General features: G+C 73.5%; 15 protein-coding genes. 11 read left to right on the forward strand and 4 right to left on the reverse strand.

Annotation, left to right across the window (positions count from 1 at the left end; genetic code table 11):
* Positions 1 to 9 precede the first annotated feature (9 nt).
* The 3 genes from E1284_RS18070 to E1284_RS18080 are packed head-to-tail and all read right to left on the reverse strand — an operon-like array spanning position 10 to position 6,028.
* Positions 10 to 4,542, reverse strand: a complete 4,533-nt coding sequence (locus E1284_RS18070) for an FtsK/SpoIIIE domain-containing protein (RefSeq protein WP_131940374.1) — start codon at positions 4,540 to 4,542, stop codon at positions 10 to 12.
* Positions 4,543 to 4,577: 35 nt separating this feature from the next.
* Positions 4,578 to 5,519, reverse strand: a complete 942-nt coding sequence (locus E1284_RS18075; protein WP_131940376.1) for an NAD-dependent epimerase/dehydratase family protein — start codon at positions 5,517 to 5,519, stop codon at positions 4,578 to 4,580.
* A gap of 35 nt (positions 5,520 to 5,554) precedes the next feature.
* Positions 5,555 to 6,028, reverse strand: coding sequence for an SRPBCC family protein (locus tag E1284_RS18080; RefSeq protein ID WP_131940378.1), 474 nt, complete (start codon positions 6,026 to 6,028; stop codon positions 5,555 to 5,557).
* A 112-nt stretch (positions 6,029 to 6,140) separates the two neighbouring features.
* Here E1284_RS18080 and E1284_RS18085 point away from each other — a divergent pair, with 112 nt between their 5' ends.
* Positions 6,141 to 6,845 (forward strand): TetR/AcrR family transcriptional regulator, encoded by a 705-nt coding sequence (locus E1284_RS18085; protein ID WP_131940380.1) that lies wholly within the window; start codon positions 6,141 to 6,143, stop codon positions 6,843 to 6,845.
* Here E1284_RS18085 and E1284_RS18090 read toward each other — a convergent pair whose 3' ends face one another.
* Positions 6,846 to 7,016 (reverse strand): FitA-like ribbon-helix-helix domain-containing protein, encoded by a 171-nt coding sequence (locus E1284_RS18090; protein ID WP_131940382.1) that lies wholly within the window; start codon positions 7,014 to 7,016, stop codon positions 6,846 to 6,848.
* Positions 7,017 to 7,055: 39 nt separating this feature from the next.
* Here E1284_RS18090 and E1284_RS18095 point away from each other — a divergent pair, with 39 nt between their 5' ends.
* The 10 genes from E1284_RS18095 to E1284_RS18140 all read left to right on the forward strand — a co-directional run bounded on the left by E1284_RS18095 (position 7,056) and on the right by E1284_RS18140 (position 15,125).
* Positions 7,056 to 8,336, forward strand: coding sequence for an RNA-guided endonuclease InsQ/TnpB family protein (locus tag E1284_RS18095; protein WP_131940384.1), 1,281 nt, complete (start codon positions 7,056 to 7,058; stop codon positions 8,334 to 8,336).
* 114 nt (positions 8,337 to 8,450) lie between these two features.
* Complete coding sequence (locus E1284_RS18100; protein WP_243714561.1) at positions 8,451 to 9,371, forward strand: hypothetical protein; 921 nt, start codon at positions 8,451 to 8,453, stop codon at positions 9,369 to 9,371.
* Between the two features lie 2 nt (positions 9,372 to 9,373).
* Positions 9,374 to 10,273: a hypothetical protein gene (locus tag E1284_RS18105; protein WP_131940386.1), complete on the forward strand. Its 900-nt coding sequence runs from the start codon at positions 9,374 to 9,376 to the stop codon at positions 10,271 to 10,273.
* The gene (locus E1284_RS18110; protein ID WP_131940388.1) at positions 10,274 to 11,575 is read left to right on the forward strand and encodes a TadA family conjugal transfer-associated ATPase; all 1,302 of its coding nucleotides are present in this window, start codon (positions 10,274 to 10,276) and stop codon (positions 11,573 to 11,575) included.
* A 61-nt stretch (positions 11,576 to 11,636) separates the two neighbouring features.
* Entirely contained in the window at positions 11,637 to 12,614 is a 978-nt protein-coding gene (locus tag E1284_RS18115; protein WP_131940390.1) for a type II secretion system F family protein, read from the forward strand.
* Positions 12,611 to 13,528: a type II secretion system F family protein gene (locus E1284_RS18120; protein ID WP_207923824.1), complete on the forward strand. Its 918-nt coding sequence runs from the start codon at positions 12,611 to 12,613 to the stop codon at positions 13,526 to 13,528. Before E1284_RS18115 ends, E1284_RS18120 begins: the two co-directional genes overlap by 4 nt.
* 37 nt (positions 13,529 to 13,565) lie before the next feature.
* On the forward strand, positions 13,566 to 13,787 hold the full coding sequence (locus tag E1284_RS18125; RefSeq protein WP_131940392.1) for a Flp family type IVb pilin: 222 nt from the start codon (positions 13,566 to 13,568) through the stop codon (positions 13,785 to 13,787).
* A gap of 5 nt (positions 13,788 to 13,792) precedes the next feature.
* Entirely contained in the window at positions 13,793 to 14,242 is a 450-nt protein-coding gene (locus tag E1284_RS18130) for a TadE/TadG family type IV pilus assembly protein (protein WP_131940394.1), read from the forward strand.
* A complete protein-coding gene (locus tag E1284_RS18135; protein ID WP_243714562.1) occupies positions 14,239 to 14,682 on the forward strand; it encodes a TadE family protein in 444 nt (147 codons plus the stop codon). The genes E1284_RS18130 and E1284_RS18135 overlap by 4 nt, the downstream gene beginning before the upstream one ends.
* Positions 14,679 to 15,125, forward strand: a complete 447-nt coding sequence (locus E1284_RS18140; RefSeq protein WP_243714563.1) for a pilus assembly protein TadG-related protein — start codon at positions 14,679 to 14,681, stop codon at positions 15,123 to 15,125. The genes E1284_RS18135 and E1284_RS18140 overlap by 4 nt, the downstream gene beginning before the upstream one ends.
* Positions 15,126 to 15,185: the final 60 nt, after the last annotated feature.

Consider the following 15,185-nt stretch of genomic DNA (forward strand, 5'->3'; position numbering starts at 1 on the left):
GGTCCGTGGTCAGTCGGTGGTGGTGGGGGGTGGTAGGGCTACCTGGATTTGGGTCGTTACTCCGGTGGCGGTGAAGAGGCCGCGGCCGGTGGGGCCGCCCAGGGGGGCGTTGCGGGGGAGCCGGAGGCCGAACATGTCGCCGTCGTCGGGGGACTCGATGGACAGCAGGACGCCGGAGCGGGAGCGGCGGGTGTCGGACAGGAAGCCGCGGTAGCCGCGGCCCAGGTCGGCGGTGGTGCCGCCGATGACGACGGCGTGCTCGCCGTCGCGGGCGGTGCGCAGGACGCCGCGGAGGGCGTCGTCCAGGTCGGTCTCGTCGAGCAGTTCGGCGTCGTCCACGACGACGACGTAGCGGTGCTCGTCGCCGATGGCGTTCTCCAGGTCGTCGGGGTCGGCGTCGGAGGTGAGGAGACCCAGGACGCCGGGACGGCTGGCCAGGAGGCGGAGGGGCGAGCGGCGGGGCGTGATCAGGACCACCGGGACCAGGCCGCCGCCGACGGACGGGTCCAGGAGGGATTGGACCATCGTGCGGAGAGTGGTGGAGCGGCCTGAGCGTGGCGGGCCGGCCACGGCGAAGCCGGGGCCCTCGTTGAGCAGGTCGATGCCGATGGGGGCGAGGGTGTCGCCGCCCACGCCGACCAGGGCCCAGAGGGGGGACGGTGCCGTGAAGTCGGGGTCGAGGGACATCGCCTCCCGGTAGGTGACGCGGACGGGCAGTTCGTCCACGTGGAGGGGCCGCTGGCGGCGGGGGAGGCGGCCGTAGCGGGAGACGCAGGCGCGGGCCATCTCCTGGAGGACGGCGATTTGGGAGGTGCCTGAGGGGTCGTCCCCCAGGAGGCCGATCTGGGATTCGCGCGGAGGTGCGCCCGGGGTCGTGGGCTCCAGGGCGCGGCCGGGCGGCATGGCGGCGGGGACCTGCTTGTCCTGGAGGCCGCCGTAGCAGTAGTCGTTCGGGTCGGCCATCCGCAGGATGAGGCGGCGGTCGAAGACCGTGGAGATCTGGCCGCCGAGGCCGGAGCGGTCGCCGGTGAAGACGGCGCGGAGGCCGACGGCGGCGCCCTCGCGCAGGAGGCGGATCACCTGGTCGACCAGGCGGCCGTAGTCGTAGTGCTCGAACGCGCCGAGGAAGCCCTCCCAGCGGTCGAGGAGCAGCACCATCCAGGGGAGCCGGTCGGTGGCGGCGACGGCGGCGCGCTGCTCGGCGAGGGACGCGAAGCCGGCCTCGGCGAGGAGCTGCTGGCGGCGGGCGACCTCGGCGGCCAGCGCGGTGAGCAGCCGTTCGCAGCGGTCGAGCTGGTCGCGGGTGACGACGGCGCCGCAGTGCGGCAGCGAGATCAGCGGCAGCAGCGCGTTGGCGCCGCAGTCGATCGCGTACAGGTGCGCGTCGTAGGGGGAGCAGGACGAGGCCAGCGAGCCGGCGATGGTGCGCAGCGCGGTGGAGCGGCCCGACTGGGCGGAGCCCGCGATGTAGAGGTGGCCGCCGGAGGCCAGGTCGAGGGTCAGCTCCTCGCGGGACTGGACGGCGGGCAGGTCGGTGACGCCGAACGGGATCGGCGGGACGTCCACGACGGAGCCGCCGGCGGCGGTGCGGGTGGTCAGCTTGATCTGCTCGGGCAGCGGGTTCAGCCAGGGCGACGGCTGCCGGGCGATGCCGGCGCGGCGGGCGGCCTCGTCGACCGCCTGGACGAGGACGCCCAGGTCGGTGGCGAGGGTCGCGTCCTCGGCGGCCTCCCGCGGGGACGGCAGCGGGTGGCCGAGGCCCTGCCACGGAAGCGGCAGGATGGTCGGTCCCGCGGCGGTCGTGCCGGCGCCGGCGCGGCGGCCCCCGATCCGCGCGGACTGCACGAGCTGCGGCGCCGACCCCCCCGAGCGGACATAGCACCGGCCGGGGGTGGACTTGGAGATCTGCGCGGCGTCCGGCGCGTCGAGGACGTCGGTGGATTCGTCCGGGTCGGTGACGCGCAGCGCGATGCGCAGGTTGGTGTTGGCGCGGATGTCGGCGGTGACGACCCCGGCGGGACGCTGCGTGGCGAGGACCAGGTGCACCCCGAGGGACCGCCCCCGGCGGCCGATGTCGACGAGGCCGGTGACGAAGTCGGGCAGCTCGGTGACCATGGCGGCGAACTCGTCGATGACGAGGACGAGCCGCGGCATCGTCGGCAGCCCCGGGTCGGTGAGGCGGACGTCGTTGTAGTCGTCGATGTCCTTGGCGCCCGCGCCGAGCAGGACCTCCTCGCGGCGGCGGAGTTCGGCGGCGAGGGATTCGAGGGCGCGTTCGGTGGCGTGGCCGTCCAGGTCGGTGACCATGCCGACGGTGTGCGGGAGGCGCCCGCAGTCCTTGAACGCGGCGCCGCCCTTGTAGTCGATGAGGACGAACGTCATCTCGTCCGGGCGGTTGGCGGCGGCGAGGGACGCGATGAGCGTCTGCAGCAGCTCCGACTTGCCCGCGCCGGTGGTCCCCGCGATGAGGCCGTGCGGCCCGTCGGCGCGGAGGTCGATCTCGTAGGGCCGCCCCGACCCGAGCCCGATGGGGACGCGGGTGGTGCGTCCGCCCGTCCGGTTCCACGACTGGAGGATGTGGTCGGCGGTGGGTTCGGGCATGTCGAGGACGTCCAGCAGCCGCACATCGGACGGGATCGAGTCGTCGGCGTCCTCGCGGGACACGTCCCGGACGGGTGCCAGCGCGCGCGCCACCCGGTCGGCCCAGACCGCCGAGACCTGGTCGGCGACCACGGAACCGACGGCGTCGAGCCCCTGCCCCTGGAGCCGGATCAGCGAAGGCCATTGCGGCTCCCACGCGGCGACGGCCTGGCATTCCTCCGGGAGGAGGCGTTCCTCGTCGTCCACGCAGATGGCGTAGATGCCGTACTCGGCACCTCGCGACAGGAGCATCGGCATGCCGGGTATGCGGCGCAACGCGCGCGCGCCGTCCAGCACGATCAGGATGTTGTACGGGACGGCAGGCACCCCCTCCTGCCCGAAGAACGACGATTCCGCCTGGGCGGCGCGCCGCCGCTCCGTCACCCGGATCGCGAGTTCGGTGACGCGGTGCGCGGCCGACTCCGGGTCGGTCCCGACGAGGGCGACGCAGTCCTCGCCTTCGCGCGGCGCGCAGTGCGGCAGCCAGCGCACCCAGTTCCACTCGCCGCCGGCCCGCTGGTCGGCGGACAGGACGACGATCGCGAGATCCCGGGGGCTGTGCAGGACGGCGGCCTGCGCGACCAGCCACCGCGCCAGCCCGCGGGAGGCGTGCCGCGGCCCGGTCAGCCCGATGACGCCGAGGTCGGCGAGCGGCAGCGCCACCGGGACCTGCCGGGCGGCCGGGACCTCCACCTCGCCCGGCTCTCCGGTCAGCTCGATGCGGGCGGGCAGGTCGGCGAGGCCGACCCGCAGGTGCAGGACGTCGGCGTCGCCGCGGCGCCGCTCCCACAGGCGCCGCCGGGGCCCGGTCGCGGTGAGCAGCACCTCGGCCGGGTCGGGGTGCAGGGCGCGCCGCTCGGCCTCGTCCGCGCGCCGCAGCCGGTCCATCTCGCCGTCGAATTCGCCCGCCTTGCGGTGGTACTCCTTCAGCGCCTTCTTGTACGACTTGCGGCCATGCAGCCGGTCGCCGACCCATTCGCCGAGCGTCATCACCGGCCAGGCCAGCGCGAACAGCGCCCACCACCACTGGCCGAGCGCGAACGCCATGACCAGCCCGAACGCCGAGAACAGCAGCGCGCCGAACAGCCGCAGCCGCTCGCGCGGGTTGCGCTCGGGGCGCCTCGGGACCTCCAGCGTCCGCGCCCGGTGCGCCGGACGCAGCCGGGGCGGCCGGTTGAACGCCAGCCCGCCCTCGGACAGCGGCTCCAGATGGGTGTCGGGCGCGGCGCTCGGCGCGAGCGCCAGCACGCTGCCGCCCACCGAGAGCATGCCGCCCACCGGCCAGACCGTCTTCGCGCCGAGCGGGGTCCCGTCGAGTCTGGCGGTGCCCTGCATCGTCATCGCGGACGCCTCGACCTCGACGGTCTCGCGCCCGACCGTCAGCCGCAGCGACCGGGCCGGGACGGACGGGTCGTCGAGCACCACGTCCACGTCCCGGCCGGACCCGATCGTGCTGGTGCCGAGCCCGAGCCGGTGCACGGACCCGGCGGCCGGCCCGCCGACGACCCGCACCTCGACGAGGCCGGTCGGCTCGGCGAGGACGGTGGCGGCGGCGGTGCGCTGCTCGACCGCGACGACGGCGCCGTCCCGCAGCTCCTTGACGGCGAGGGCCTGCGGGTCGAGCATCCGGCCGTCCATCCAGAGGGCCTTGCGCGGGCCGCGCCCGTCACGCGCGAGACCGTCCCGGACGAGACCGTCCTTGGCGAGGAGGGCGGCCTTGGAGAACCGGGGTGCGGGGGCCGGCGCGGATCCGGCCGCCGATCCGGCCGCGGATCCGGCCGCGGATCCGTCGAGGGTCGCGGCGAGCGATTGCGCGACCCCGGCAACGGTGGCCTCCGAATCGACATTTATCACGACATCGCGAGGTCCGCCGCCGGTCAGCGCCGTGAACGAGATCCGCATCCGAGCCTCCGACGTCTCCGGAAATATCGTTCAGCTTAATTACCGCTCCCCTCGGTTTTCCGGTAGGCGGCGACGATCGTTTCGAGGGCGTCGTCCAGCGGCGTCGGAGCCATCCCGAACGTCGACTGAAACGCGGAAGAGTCCAAAATGTACGGCCGGTCGAACTGGTAGCGGGTCTCGCGCAGTTCCCTCATCATCGGCGAGACGAGTCCGAGCGCGTTGAACAGGGCGCGCGGCGCCTCGGTGACCCGCGGCGCCGGCGCGCCGGCGATCGCGCACAGCCGCTCGGCGACGTCCAGGGTCGACACGGCCGGGCCCGTCGGGACGTGCCACGGCCGGCCCAGCGCCCGCTCGTCCGTCCCCGCGATCGCGAGGGCCTCGGCGACGTCCGGGAGGTATGTCCAGGCGTGCGGGACGGACGGGTCGCTGAAGTACAGCACCCGCTTGCCCGCGAGCAGCGGCCTCACGAACCGGGTCTCGCCGATGTACGCCTGGTCGGTGCTGCCCGGCCCGTAGTAGTCGGACGCGCGCAACTCGGTGGTCCGGATGCGTCCCGCCTCGTGCGCGGCGATGGCGTCCCGCCACATCTGGGCCCGCACCCGCGACTTGGTGCCGGTGGCGGCGAGCGGCAGGTCCTCGGTCATCGGCCCGTCGACCGGCCCGTACCCGTACAGGCTGCTGAGCGTCACCAGCGTGGCGCCGGTGGCCTCGGCGGTCGCGAGGAACGACGACGCCATCGGCGGCCAGTCCTGCACCCACCGGTGGTACCGCGGGTTCACGCAGTTGTAGAGCGTGTCGGCGCCCTTGGCGATCTCGGTCAGCCGGGCCTGGTCGGCGACGTCGGCGGCGATCCGCTCGACCCCCTCGGGCCCCGACCCCGACCGCGTCACGACGGCGACGTCATGCCCCATCCGGACGAGCCGCTCGGCCAGGTGCGTTCCGACCTGCCCCGCGCCGACGATCACGTGCTTGCCCATGACGTTTCTCCTTCGCTGATGGTTGGTCCGCGCCGTCAGGCGCGGGATTCGACGTGGCTCTTGAGCGCCGCCAGGCGGGCCTCGTGGCCGGCGCGCAGCTTGCGGGACGGGTAGATGAGGCCGGCGAGCGGGCCGTCCAGGGATTCCTGGAGCGTGACCCGGGTGCCGCCGCTCTCCGGCGCCAGGACCATGCGGTCGACGGCCCGGTAGAGGCCGAGGAGGCTGCCCGTCCAGCTCAGCTCGCGGCCGGGCTCGACCACGGCGAACCGGGAGTGGAGCGGCGTGCCGTTCTGGCTCCAGCGGAATTCGCGGCCCGGCTCGACGGCGTGCAGCGCCCGCAGCTTGAAGCCGGGCGCCCAGGTCTCCCAGCCGCGCAGGTCGGCGAGGACGTCCCAGACCCGGTCCGGCGCCGCATCGATCAGGACGCTGGACGAGTTCGTGACGGGCGCCGCCGCGTCGATCCGCCCGCGCAGCGCGTACTCGTCGTGCAGGGTCGCCAGGCTCGGCATCGCGGTCTCCTTCGGCTCAGTGCTCTGTTCTGAGAGCAATGCTCTCTCTAGAGAGCGGTGATGTCAAGAGCAGTGCTCTCGATTCAGTGCGTCGCTCTGCTAGCCTGGCCGCATGAGCGCAGGCGGGACGGCACGGGAACGGGTTCGGGCGGAGCTGATCCGGGAGATCACCGAGATCGCGAGACGCCAACTGGCCACGGCGGGCGCGACGGGGCTGTCGCTGCGCGCGGTCGCCCGCGAGATGGGGATGGTCTCGTCGGCGATCTACCGGTACTTCCCGAGCCGCGACGACCTGCTGACCGCGCTGATCATCGACGGGTACAACGCCGTCGGGGAGGCCGTCGAGCGGGCCGACGCGGAGGCCGACGCCGGCGACTTCACCGGACGCTGGCTCGCCGTGTGCAGGGCCGTCCGGGAGTGGGCACTGGCGCATCCGCACGAGTACGCCCTGCTGTACGGGTCGCCCGTCCCCGGCTACAAGGCGCCGGAGGACACCGTCCCCGCCGCCGTGCGCGACACGGTCGTCTTCACCCGCATCATCACCGAGGCCCACGCCGCCGGCGCGCTCGACCCCGCCGGGCCGTGCCCGCCCGCGCCGCCCTCACTCGCCGAGGACATGGCCCGCGCGCGCACCGCGCTGTCCATGGACCTCCCCGCCAACGTGATCACCCGGGCCTTCACCGCATGGGCCGGTTTGTACGGAACGGTCAGCTTCGAATTGTTCGGCCAATTCAACAACGTGATCGAGGAACGAACCGCCTACTTCGACCACACAATGACCCTCCTCGGCCGCCTCGCCGGCCTCCCACCCGCCTGATCAGGCAGTAGGGCGACCGGAGCGTGCATCCGGCGCTTCCCCGGAGCGAGCGTCGAGCGCTGATTGCAGCATGTGCAGCACCTGCGCGTGCAGTGACCGGTGTTCGCGCGTGGCGAGGTCCTTCAGCTCTGAGTGGAGTTCGTCGGGAAGTCTCAGTGTGATCTGTTTCATGCCATCAACGTACCGGCAGAGTGATGGTACTTTGATGGCATGTCGAGGTTCCGGCTGTACCCCACGGGCGGGCAGGAACAACGCATGGTGAAGTACTGCGAGCACGCTCGATATGTCTGGAATCTTGCGGTCGAGCAGCACCGGGAGTGGAGGCCGGGCCGTCGTCCTGCACCGGGGTTCGCCGAACAGTCCCGGCAGCTCACCCAGGCCCGCCGTGAGTTCGAGTGGCTTCGTGACGTGCCCCTCGTTGTTCAGGTCCAGGCACTCCGAGACTTCGCCAAGGCCAAGACCGCGCGATTTCAGTCCGGATTCGGTGAGCCGACCTGGCGTCGGAAGTACAGGCACGAAGGCTTCCGGATCATCGGCGACGGCTGTGCGCCCGCGTTCGCTCCGGACGGGACGCCTCGGCTGAACCCGAAGACCGGCAAGCAGGTGATGAACCGCCGCGTCGCAGTGCAGAAGCTCAATCGCAAGTGGGCGCGGGTCAGGGTGCCGGGATTGGGCTGGGTGAAGTTCCGTCTCACCCGGCCGGACTTGCCTCGGGCGGGCTCGTACCGTGTCACCTTCCGCCACGGTCAGTGGCATATTGCCTTCGCGATCGTCCCTGAGCCTGTTGATGCGCCGGGCACCGGCAAGATCATCGGAATAGACCGAGGCGTCACCATCACTGCGGCCTTGTCGGACGGCCGGAAACTGAATTGCCCGCAACTCACCACCAGGGAACGAGCGCGGATCCGCAAGCATCAGCGGCGAGCGGCCCGCGCCCCCAAGGGCAGCCCTCGCCAGACGGCCGAGTACGCCAGAGCCGCCCTACTCAAGGCACGGGAAGTCGACCGGCGTAGGGACTGGTGCGAGAAGACATCGTCCATGCTCGCCCGCACCTACGACGTGATCAGGTTCGAGCTGAACATCAAGAACATGACGGCCTCGGCGAAAGGGACGGTCGAGAAACCCGGCCGCAACGTCCGGGCGAAGGCCGGGCTGAACCGCGCCATCCTCGCCCAGGGGTGGGGCAGGCTGCGCAGCCGTACCGAGCACAAGGCGCCTGGCCGGGTCGAAGACGTCCCGGCCCCATACACGAGTCTGCGATGCAGCGCCTGCGGATGGATCGACAAGAACTCGCGCAAGAGCCAAGCCGAGTTCGTCTGTTCATCTTGCGGGTTCCGCTGCAACGCCGACATCAACGCAGCAGGCAATGTCGCGGCAGGACAGGTCGCCAGACCCGCGCTCAACAGGGCGTGTGCCGGAGGGGCAACACCGTGCGAGCGGTCGAGTGTCCGTGAACCTCAGCCCCCACCGGCTGGAATCCCCCTCACTTGAGGGGGAGGATGTCAACGAATCCATTGACGGGACCTTGCCGCCCCCGCAAGCATGGATCGCTCGATGTGCGCGGACGTCCCGGGACGGGGTCCGCGGAAGGGCGGGAAGGAGCGCGTGGGCAGCGCGATGAAGTCCAACCAGTCGACCGTCTCCGGCGGTGGCGCGGCGGGCCCGTCCGGTGGGACGGCGGGGCTCGGCCGGTCGGGGCTCGGCACATCCGGGGGGCAGCGGCTTCCGAGTTCCCCGCGCGAGCGCAAGCCCGCGCTCGCCGCGCTCGCGGTGCTGCTGATCCTCGGCGGCGCCCTCGCCAGCGCCTACCTGGTGATGGCGAGCGGCGAGCGGGTGTCGGCGATCCGCATCGCGCAGCCGGTCGCGGCCGGGCAGCAGATCCCGGCGAGCGCCCTCGAAGAGGTGCAGATCGGCGACACCGGCATCCAGTTCCTCGCCTGGTCCGAGCGCGCCAAGGTGACCGGGCGCGTCGCGGCCGTCCGGCTGGTGCCGGGCGCGCTGCTGACCAACGGAATGATCAGCAGGTCGGACGCCCCCGAGAACGGCCGCGTCGTCGTCGGCCTCGCGCTCAAGCCCGGCCAGACCCCGACCGGCGACCTCGTGCAGGGCAAGCACGTCATCCTCTACGCGGTCGGCAACGGGCAGAACGGCGGCCCGCGCGCCGGAACCGTCCTCGCCCAGGACGCCATCGTCGTCGGGGTCGGCGCCGGGGACGACGGCGGCCCGACCCGGCTGCGCTCCGACCAGACCAGCGTGGACGTCGCCGTCCTGCCGGCGGACGCGGCGCAGGTCGCGCAGGCGGCGTCCGCCGGGGCGGTCGCGCTCGCGCTGGTCCCGGACGGGACGAAGGTGTCCGCACCGCCCGCCAAGCAGGACAGGCAGCAGAAGCAGAACAAGCAGGAGTCCGGCGGCGTCGAGCCCGTGCCCAACCAGGGCGGCACGCCGAACCAGGGCGGCGGCACGCCGAACCAGGGCGGTACCCCGAACCAGGGCGGCCCGCAGTCTTCAGGCACGGGCGGTAACTGACGGTGGCTCTCATCGCGCTCGCTGCCGACAAGGGGGCGCCGGGCGTCACGACCGCGGCGGTCGCGCTCGGCGCCGTGTGGCCCCGTCCCGTGCTGGTCGCGGAGTGCGACCAGGCGGGCGGCGACCTCGTGTACCGGCTGCCCGCCGCCGCGCAGAGCGGCGACGGCGACGGGGACGGCGGCATGCTGAACCCGTCCCGCGGCCTGCTCAGCCTCGCCGCGACGGCCCGCCGCGGCCTGCGGCCCGACCAGATCGCCGAGCACTGCCAGCGGCTCGTCGGCGGCCTCGACGTGCTCGTCGGCCTCACCAACGCCGAGCAGGCGCAGGCGATGACGTGGCTGTGGGGGCCGCTCGGCCGCGCGTTCGCCGGCCTCGCCCCGGTGGACGTGATCGCCGACTGCGGGCGGCTCGGCGCCGGCACCCCGCTGACCGACCTGATGCGGGAGGCCGACATGGTCGTCCTGCTCACCCGCGCCACCCTCGAACAGGTCGCGCACCTGCGCGAGCGCGTCGGCGCGCTGACCGAGGAGTTGCGCGGCGGCCCGCCGATCGGGGTGCTGGTGCTCGCCGACCCGCGCGACTTCCGCGGCTCGGTCGCCGAGGTCGACCGGATCATCGCGGGGGCGCGCGGCCGCGGCCAGGCGCCCGACCCGGCGCCCGGTCCGGCGCAGGGCCCGCCGCCGCCCGGCGTGACCGTCCTCGGCGGCCTGGCGCTCGACCCGAAGGGCGCCGACCTGCTGTCCGGACAGTGGGGCGGCCGGCTGGACCGGTCGCTGCTCATCCGCTCGGCGCGCGAGGTCGCCGCCGACCTGGTCGGCCGGCTCGCCCCGCCGCCGGCGGCCGCGCCCGCCGCGGCGCCGCCGCAGGTGCCGGTCGGCGTTCCGCAGGAGGGGAGGCGGTAGATGGACCACGGGCTCGTCAAGCGCCTCCGCCAGGAGGTCGGCGACCGGCTGGCGCAGCAGCGCCGGCTGGACGCCGCGAACGGGCTGCCGCCGATGTCCGGGGAGGACGAGCGGCAGTTCGCCCGCGCACTCATCGGCCAGGTGCTGGAGGAGTTCGCGCGCGGCGAGATCACCTCCGGGCGGCGGCCGCCGAACGCCGAAGAGGAGGAGGCGCTCGCCGCCGGCGTGCACGCCGCGCTGTTCGGCGTCGGCCGGCTCCAGCCGCTCCTCGAAGACCCCGAGATCGAGAACATCGACATCAACGGCTGCGACCGCGTGTTCATCGGCTACGCCGACGGGCGCGAGGTGATGGGCGAGCCGGTCGCCGAGAGCGACGAGGAACTGGTCGAGCTGATCCAGATCCTCGCCGCCTACAGCGGGCTGTCGTCGCGGCCGTTCGACACCGCGAACCCGCAGCTCGACCTGCGCCTGCCGGACGGCTCGCGGCTGTCGGCCGTGATGGACGTGACCGTCCGCCCTGCGCTGTCGATCCGCCGCGCCCGGCTCGGCAAGGTGTTCCTCGCCGACCTCGTCGGCAACGGCACGTTCACCCAGGAGGTCGCGCAGTTCTTCCGCGCCGCCGTCCTCGCCCGCAAGAACATCATGATCGCGGGCGCGACGAACGCGGGGAAGACGACGCTGCTGCGCGCGGTCGCCAACGAGATCCCGCCGGCCGAGCGGCTGATCACCGTCGAGCGCGCCCTCGAACTCGGCCTGGACGCCTTCCCCGAGCTGCACCCGAACTGCGTCGCGTTCGAGCAGCGCCTCCCGAACTCCGAGGGGCAGGGCGCGATCTCGATGGCGGAGCTGGTCCGCCGGTCGCTGCGCATGAACCCGTCCCGGGTGATCGTCGGCGAGGTCCTCGGCGACGAGATCGTCACGATGCTGAACGCGATGACTCAGGGCAACGACGGGTCGCTGTCGACGATCCACGCGAACTCGTCGGTGGAGGTGTTCAACCGCGTCGCGACGTACGCGATCCAGTCGGAGGAGCGGCTGCCGGTCGAGGCGACCCACATGCTGATCGCGGGCGCGATCGACTTCGTCGTGTTCATCGAGAAGCGCAACGAGTACGCGTCCGGGGGGCGGCTGCGCCGGTACGTGTCCAGCGTCCGGGAGGTCACCGGCGTGGACGGGCGGGTCCTGTCGTCGGAGGTGTTCGCGCTCGGGACCGGCGGGGTCGCCGTCCCCTCCGCGCCGATCTCCTGCGTCGCCGAGCTGGCCGAGTACGGCTACGACCCGTCGGCCGGAGGTTCCTGGTGAGCGGGTTCGTGGTGAGCGGGTTCGTGGTGAGCGGGTTCGCGGTGGGCGGGGGCGAGGGGTGATGTACGCGCCGGACGTGCTCTTCGCCATCGTCGCGGGCGCCCTGGCCGGCGGCGGCCTCCTGCTGCTGGTCGTCGCGCTGCGCGGGCTGCCGGCCCGCACGAGGCCCGCGCGCGGACGCAGCCGCGAGGACCTGGTCCGCACCCTCACGACCCGCACCGCGCTCGCCGTCATCGTCGGCTTCCTCGTCCTGATCCTGACGCGCTGGCCGATCGCCGCCGCCGGCACCGGCGTGCTCGTCCTCGCCTGGGACGGGCTCGCGGGCGGCGCCGCCGAGGAGCGCCGCGGCATGGCGCGGCTGGAGGGCCTCGCCGGCTGGACGGAGTCGCTCCGCGACACGATCGCCGGGGCCGTCGGCCTGGAGCAGGCCATCCCCGCCTCGCAGCGCGCCGCCGCGCCCGCGCTGCAGCAGCCGCTCCGCAACCTCGTCGACCGGCTGCACACCCGCGTCCCGATGCCGGAGGCGCTGCGCCGGTTCGCCGACGACATCGACGACCCCTCCGCCGACCTGGTGATCGCCGCGCTGATCCTGAACGCCAAGCTGCGCGGCCCCGGCCTGCGCGACATGCTGGGCGCGCTCGCGACGTCCGCCCGCGCCGAACTGGACATGCGGCGCCGCGTCGAGGCCGACCGGCGCGCGACCCGGCGCAGCGTCCGCATCGTCGTCGCCGTCTCCGTCGGGACGGCCCTCGCCCTCGCCGTGTTCAACCACTCCTACGTCGAGCCGTACGACGACTTCCTCGGGCAGCTCGTCCTGTGCATCGTCGTCGCCCTGTACGGGGCGGCGTTCCTGTGGCTGCGGCGGCTGTCGCGGTACGAGCTGCCGAGCCGCTTCCTCAGCGAGCCGCGCCGGACGGCCGAGCCGGGCGTGCCCGGCGAGGTGCCGAGCACGGTCGCGGGCTGGCAGAACAGGGGCGGCCAGGAACCCCCGCTGCGCGGCCGGCACACGATGGACGCGGGCGGGGGTGGCGCGCCGTGAACGCCGCGATGATCGCGGGCGCCGTCGTCGGCCTCGGCGTGTACGTGCTCGTCCGGGCGCTGTTCCCGGCCCGCCCCGGCCTCGCCGCGCGGATGGCCGCGCTCGACGCCGCGCGCCGCCGCGACCTGGAGGAGCAGCAGCTCGGCCGGATGTCGCCGACGCTGGAGCGGGTCGGCGGGATGCGCGCCCGGATCGGCCGGGAGATGGCCCGGTTCTGCGAGGCGCGCGGCTGGCGGCTCCGGTCGGTCCGCGCCGACCTCGCCATCACCGAGCGGTCGCTGGAGGCGTTCCTCGCCACCAAGTTCCTGCTGCCCGCCGCCGCGCTGCTGGTCATTCCGCTGATCGTCGCCTACTTCACGCTGCTCGGGCTCGGCTCGTCCGTCGCCGTCCCCGCGTGGATCTGCGTGCTGTTCGCCGTGCTGTTCTTCTTCTTCCCCGACATGCAGCTCCGGCAGGAGGCGCAGGCCCGCCGGCAGGACTTCCGGCACGTCGTCGGCGCGTTCCTCGATCTCGTCTCGATGAACCTCGCGGGCGGGCGCGGCGTCCCCGAGGCGCTGATGACCGCGTCGAACGTCGGCGAGGGCTGGGCGATGCACCGCATCCGGGACGCGCTGTCCAACGCCCGCATCACCGGGCAGACGCCCTGGCAGTCGCTCGGCCGGCTCGGCGAGGAGCTCGACATCGCCGAGCTGCGCGACCTCGCCGGGGCGCTCGCGCTGGTCTCCGACGACGGCGCGCAGATCCGCAAGTCGCTCGCCGCCCGCGCCGCGTCGATGCGCAGCCGCGAGCTGTCGGAGCTGGAGGGCAAGGCCGGCGAGCGCTCCCAGTCGATGCTCGTCGCGCAGCTGTTCCTGTGCGCCGGATTCCTGATCTTCCTCGCCTACCCGGCCCTGATGCGGGTGCTCGCGTCATGACCTCAGGGCCTGCCCCCGAACCCCGTGGAGGTGTCCGATGAATCCGCTCAACCCGCTGAACCATCCGTCCGTCCTGTACTGGCGCGCCGCGCTCGGCGTCCGGATGGCGCGGCTGCGGTCGGAGGAGGAGCGCAGCCGCGGCGCGTCCGCGATCGAATGGGCGATCATCACCGCGATCCTCGCGCTGATCGCGATCACCATCGGCGCGGTGATCCAGAAGAAGATCCAGGACAAGGCCAACAGCATCAACACGGGCTGACCCCGATGCGGTCCCCGGAACGGCTCGCGTCCCGGCTGCGGTCGGACGCGGGCGTGTCGTCGATGGAGTGGGCGCTGCTCACCCCGATCCTCCTCCTGGTGATGCTCGTCGTGGTGCAGTTCGCCATGGTGTTCCACGCCCGGCACGTCGCGCTCGCCGCGGCGCAGGCGGGCGCCCGCGTCGCGCGGACGTCCCCGGTCGGCGGCGGCTGGGAGGGCGCGGCGACCGCGAAGGCGACCGGGTCGGTCCGCGAGATCGGCCCGGACCTGCTGTCCGGGCTCCAGGTGCGGGCGGGGGAGGAGAACGACGAGCGGTGGGTGGAGGTCAGCGGCGAGGCCGTCCAGGTCGTCCCGTTCATGACGTTCCACGTGTCGCAGCGGTCGCAGGGGCCGATCGAGTGCTTCCGTCCCGACGTCGGCGCGGGCACCGCCTGCCAGCGGGGGGCCGCCCCGTGAACGACCGCGGATCCATGTCGCTGGAGATGGTCATCGTCACGCCCATCTTCATCGCGTTCCTGCTCTTCCTCGCCGGCGCCGGCCGGATGGTGGACGCCAAGAGCCAGGTGGACGGCGCCGCGCGGGACGCCGCCCGTGCCGCGTCCATCGCGCGCAGCGCCGGATCCGCGCAGGGCCTCGCCGCCGAGACCGCCGCCGCCGGGATGCGCGGCACCGACTGGTGCTCGGGCGGCCCCAGCGTCCAGACCGACGTGTCCGCCTGGGGGCCGGGCGGACGGGTCGGCGTGACCGTCACCTGCGACGTCGACCTCGGCGACCTCGCGTTCATCGGCCTGCCCGGCACCAAGCGCCTGCAGGGCCACGCGATCGCGCCCGTCGACACCTTCACCAACCGGGGGACGGACGCGGGCGGCGCCGACGACCCGGGAGACGCGCCATGAGGCCCGAACGCGGCGACCGGGCGGCGGACCGCGGCGACCGGGGCACGATCGCGATGTACACGGTGCTGTTCACGCCGGTCGTGCTGCTGCTGGCCGGGCTGCTGGTGGACGGCGGCCTCGCCATCCACGCCCGGCAGCGCGCCGCCGACATGGCCGAGCAGGCGGCGCGGGCGGGCGCGAACCAGATCGACACCGACGCCCTCCGCGAGACGGGCAAGCCCGTCCTCGACCCGGGGCGGGCCCGCGCGGCGGCGTGCGACCTGCTCGCCGCCTACCCCGACGAGGTCACCGCGTCCGAGTGCGACGCCAATGACCAGGAGGTCGCGGTCACCGTCCAGATCAGCGTGGAACCGCAGCTCCTCGGCATCATCCCCGGCTTCGGCGCGTTCCGGCTGACCTCCAGTGCGACCGCCCGCCCGGTCACCGAGGGAGAAGGCCCGTGATCGAACGGGAGAACGGATCTACGATGAGGGCGACCTCCGGTGCGACCTCCGGCGCGACGG

It is taken from the genome of Actinomadura bangladeshensis, assembly GCF_004348335.1.
GTDB classification, from domain to species: Bacteria; Actinomycetota; Actinomycetes; order Streptosporangiales; family Streptosporangiaceae; genus Spirillospora; species Spirillospora bangladeshensis.

Bases quoted from the DNA above. Each gene is read 5' to 3' on its own strand.
- E1284_RS18070 (WP_131940374.1), bottom strand. From the start codon at position 4,542: ATGCGGATCTCGTTCACGGCGCTGACCGGCGGCGGACCTCGCGATGTC.
- E1284_RS18075 (WP_131940376.1), bottom strand. From the start codon at position 5,519: ATGGGCAAGCACGTGATCGTCGGCGCGGGGCAGGTCGGAACGCACCTG.
- E1284_RS18080 (WP_131940378.1), bottom strand. From the start codon at position 6,028: ATGCCGAGCCTGGCGACCCTGCACGACGAGTACGCGCTGCGCGGGCGG.
- E1284_RS18085 (WP_131940380.1), top strand. From the start codon at position 6,141: ATGAGCGCAGGCGGGACGGCACGGGAACGGGTTCGGGCGGAGCTGATC.
- E1284_RS18090 (WP_131940382.1), bottom strand. From the start codon at position 7,016: ATGAAACAGATCACACTGAGACTTCCCGACGAACTCCACTCAGAGCTG.
- E1284_RS18095 (WP_131940384.1), top strand. From the start codon at position 7,056: ATGTCGAGGTTCCGGCTGTACCCCACGGGCGGGCAGGAACAACGCATG.
- E1284_RS18110 (WP_131940388.1), top strand. From the start codon at position 10,274: ATGGACCACGGGCTCGTCAAGCGCCTCCGCCAGGAGGTCGGCGACCGG.
- E1284_RS18115 (WP_131940390.1), top strand. From the start codon at position 11,637: ATGTACGCGCCGGACGTGCTCTTCGCCATCGTCGCGGGCGCCCTGGCC.
- E1284_RS18125 (WP_131940392.1), top strand. From the start codon at position 13,566: ATGAATCCGCTCAACCCGCTGAACCATCCGTCCGTCCTGTACTGGCGC.
- E1284_RS18130 (WP_131940394.1), top strand. From the start codon at position 13,793: ATGCGGTCCCCGGAACGGCTCGCGTCCCGGCTGCGGTCGGACGCGGGC.
- E1284_RS18140 (WP_243714563.1), top strand. From the start codon at position 14,679: ATGAGGCCCGAACGCGGCGACCGGGCGGCGGACCGCGGCGACCGGGGC.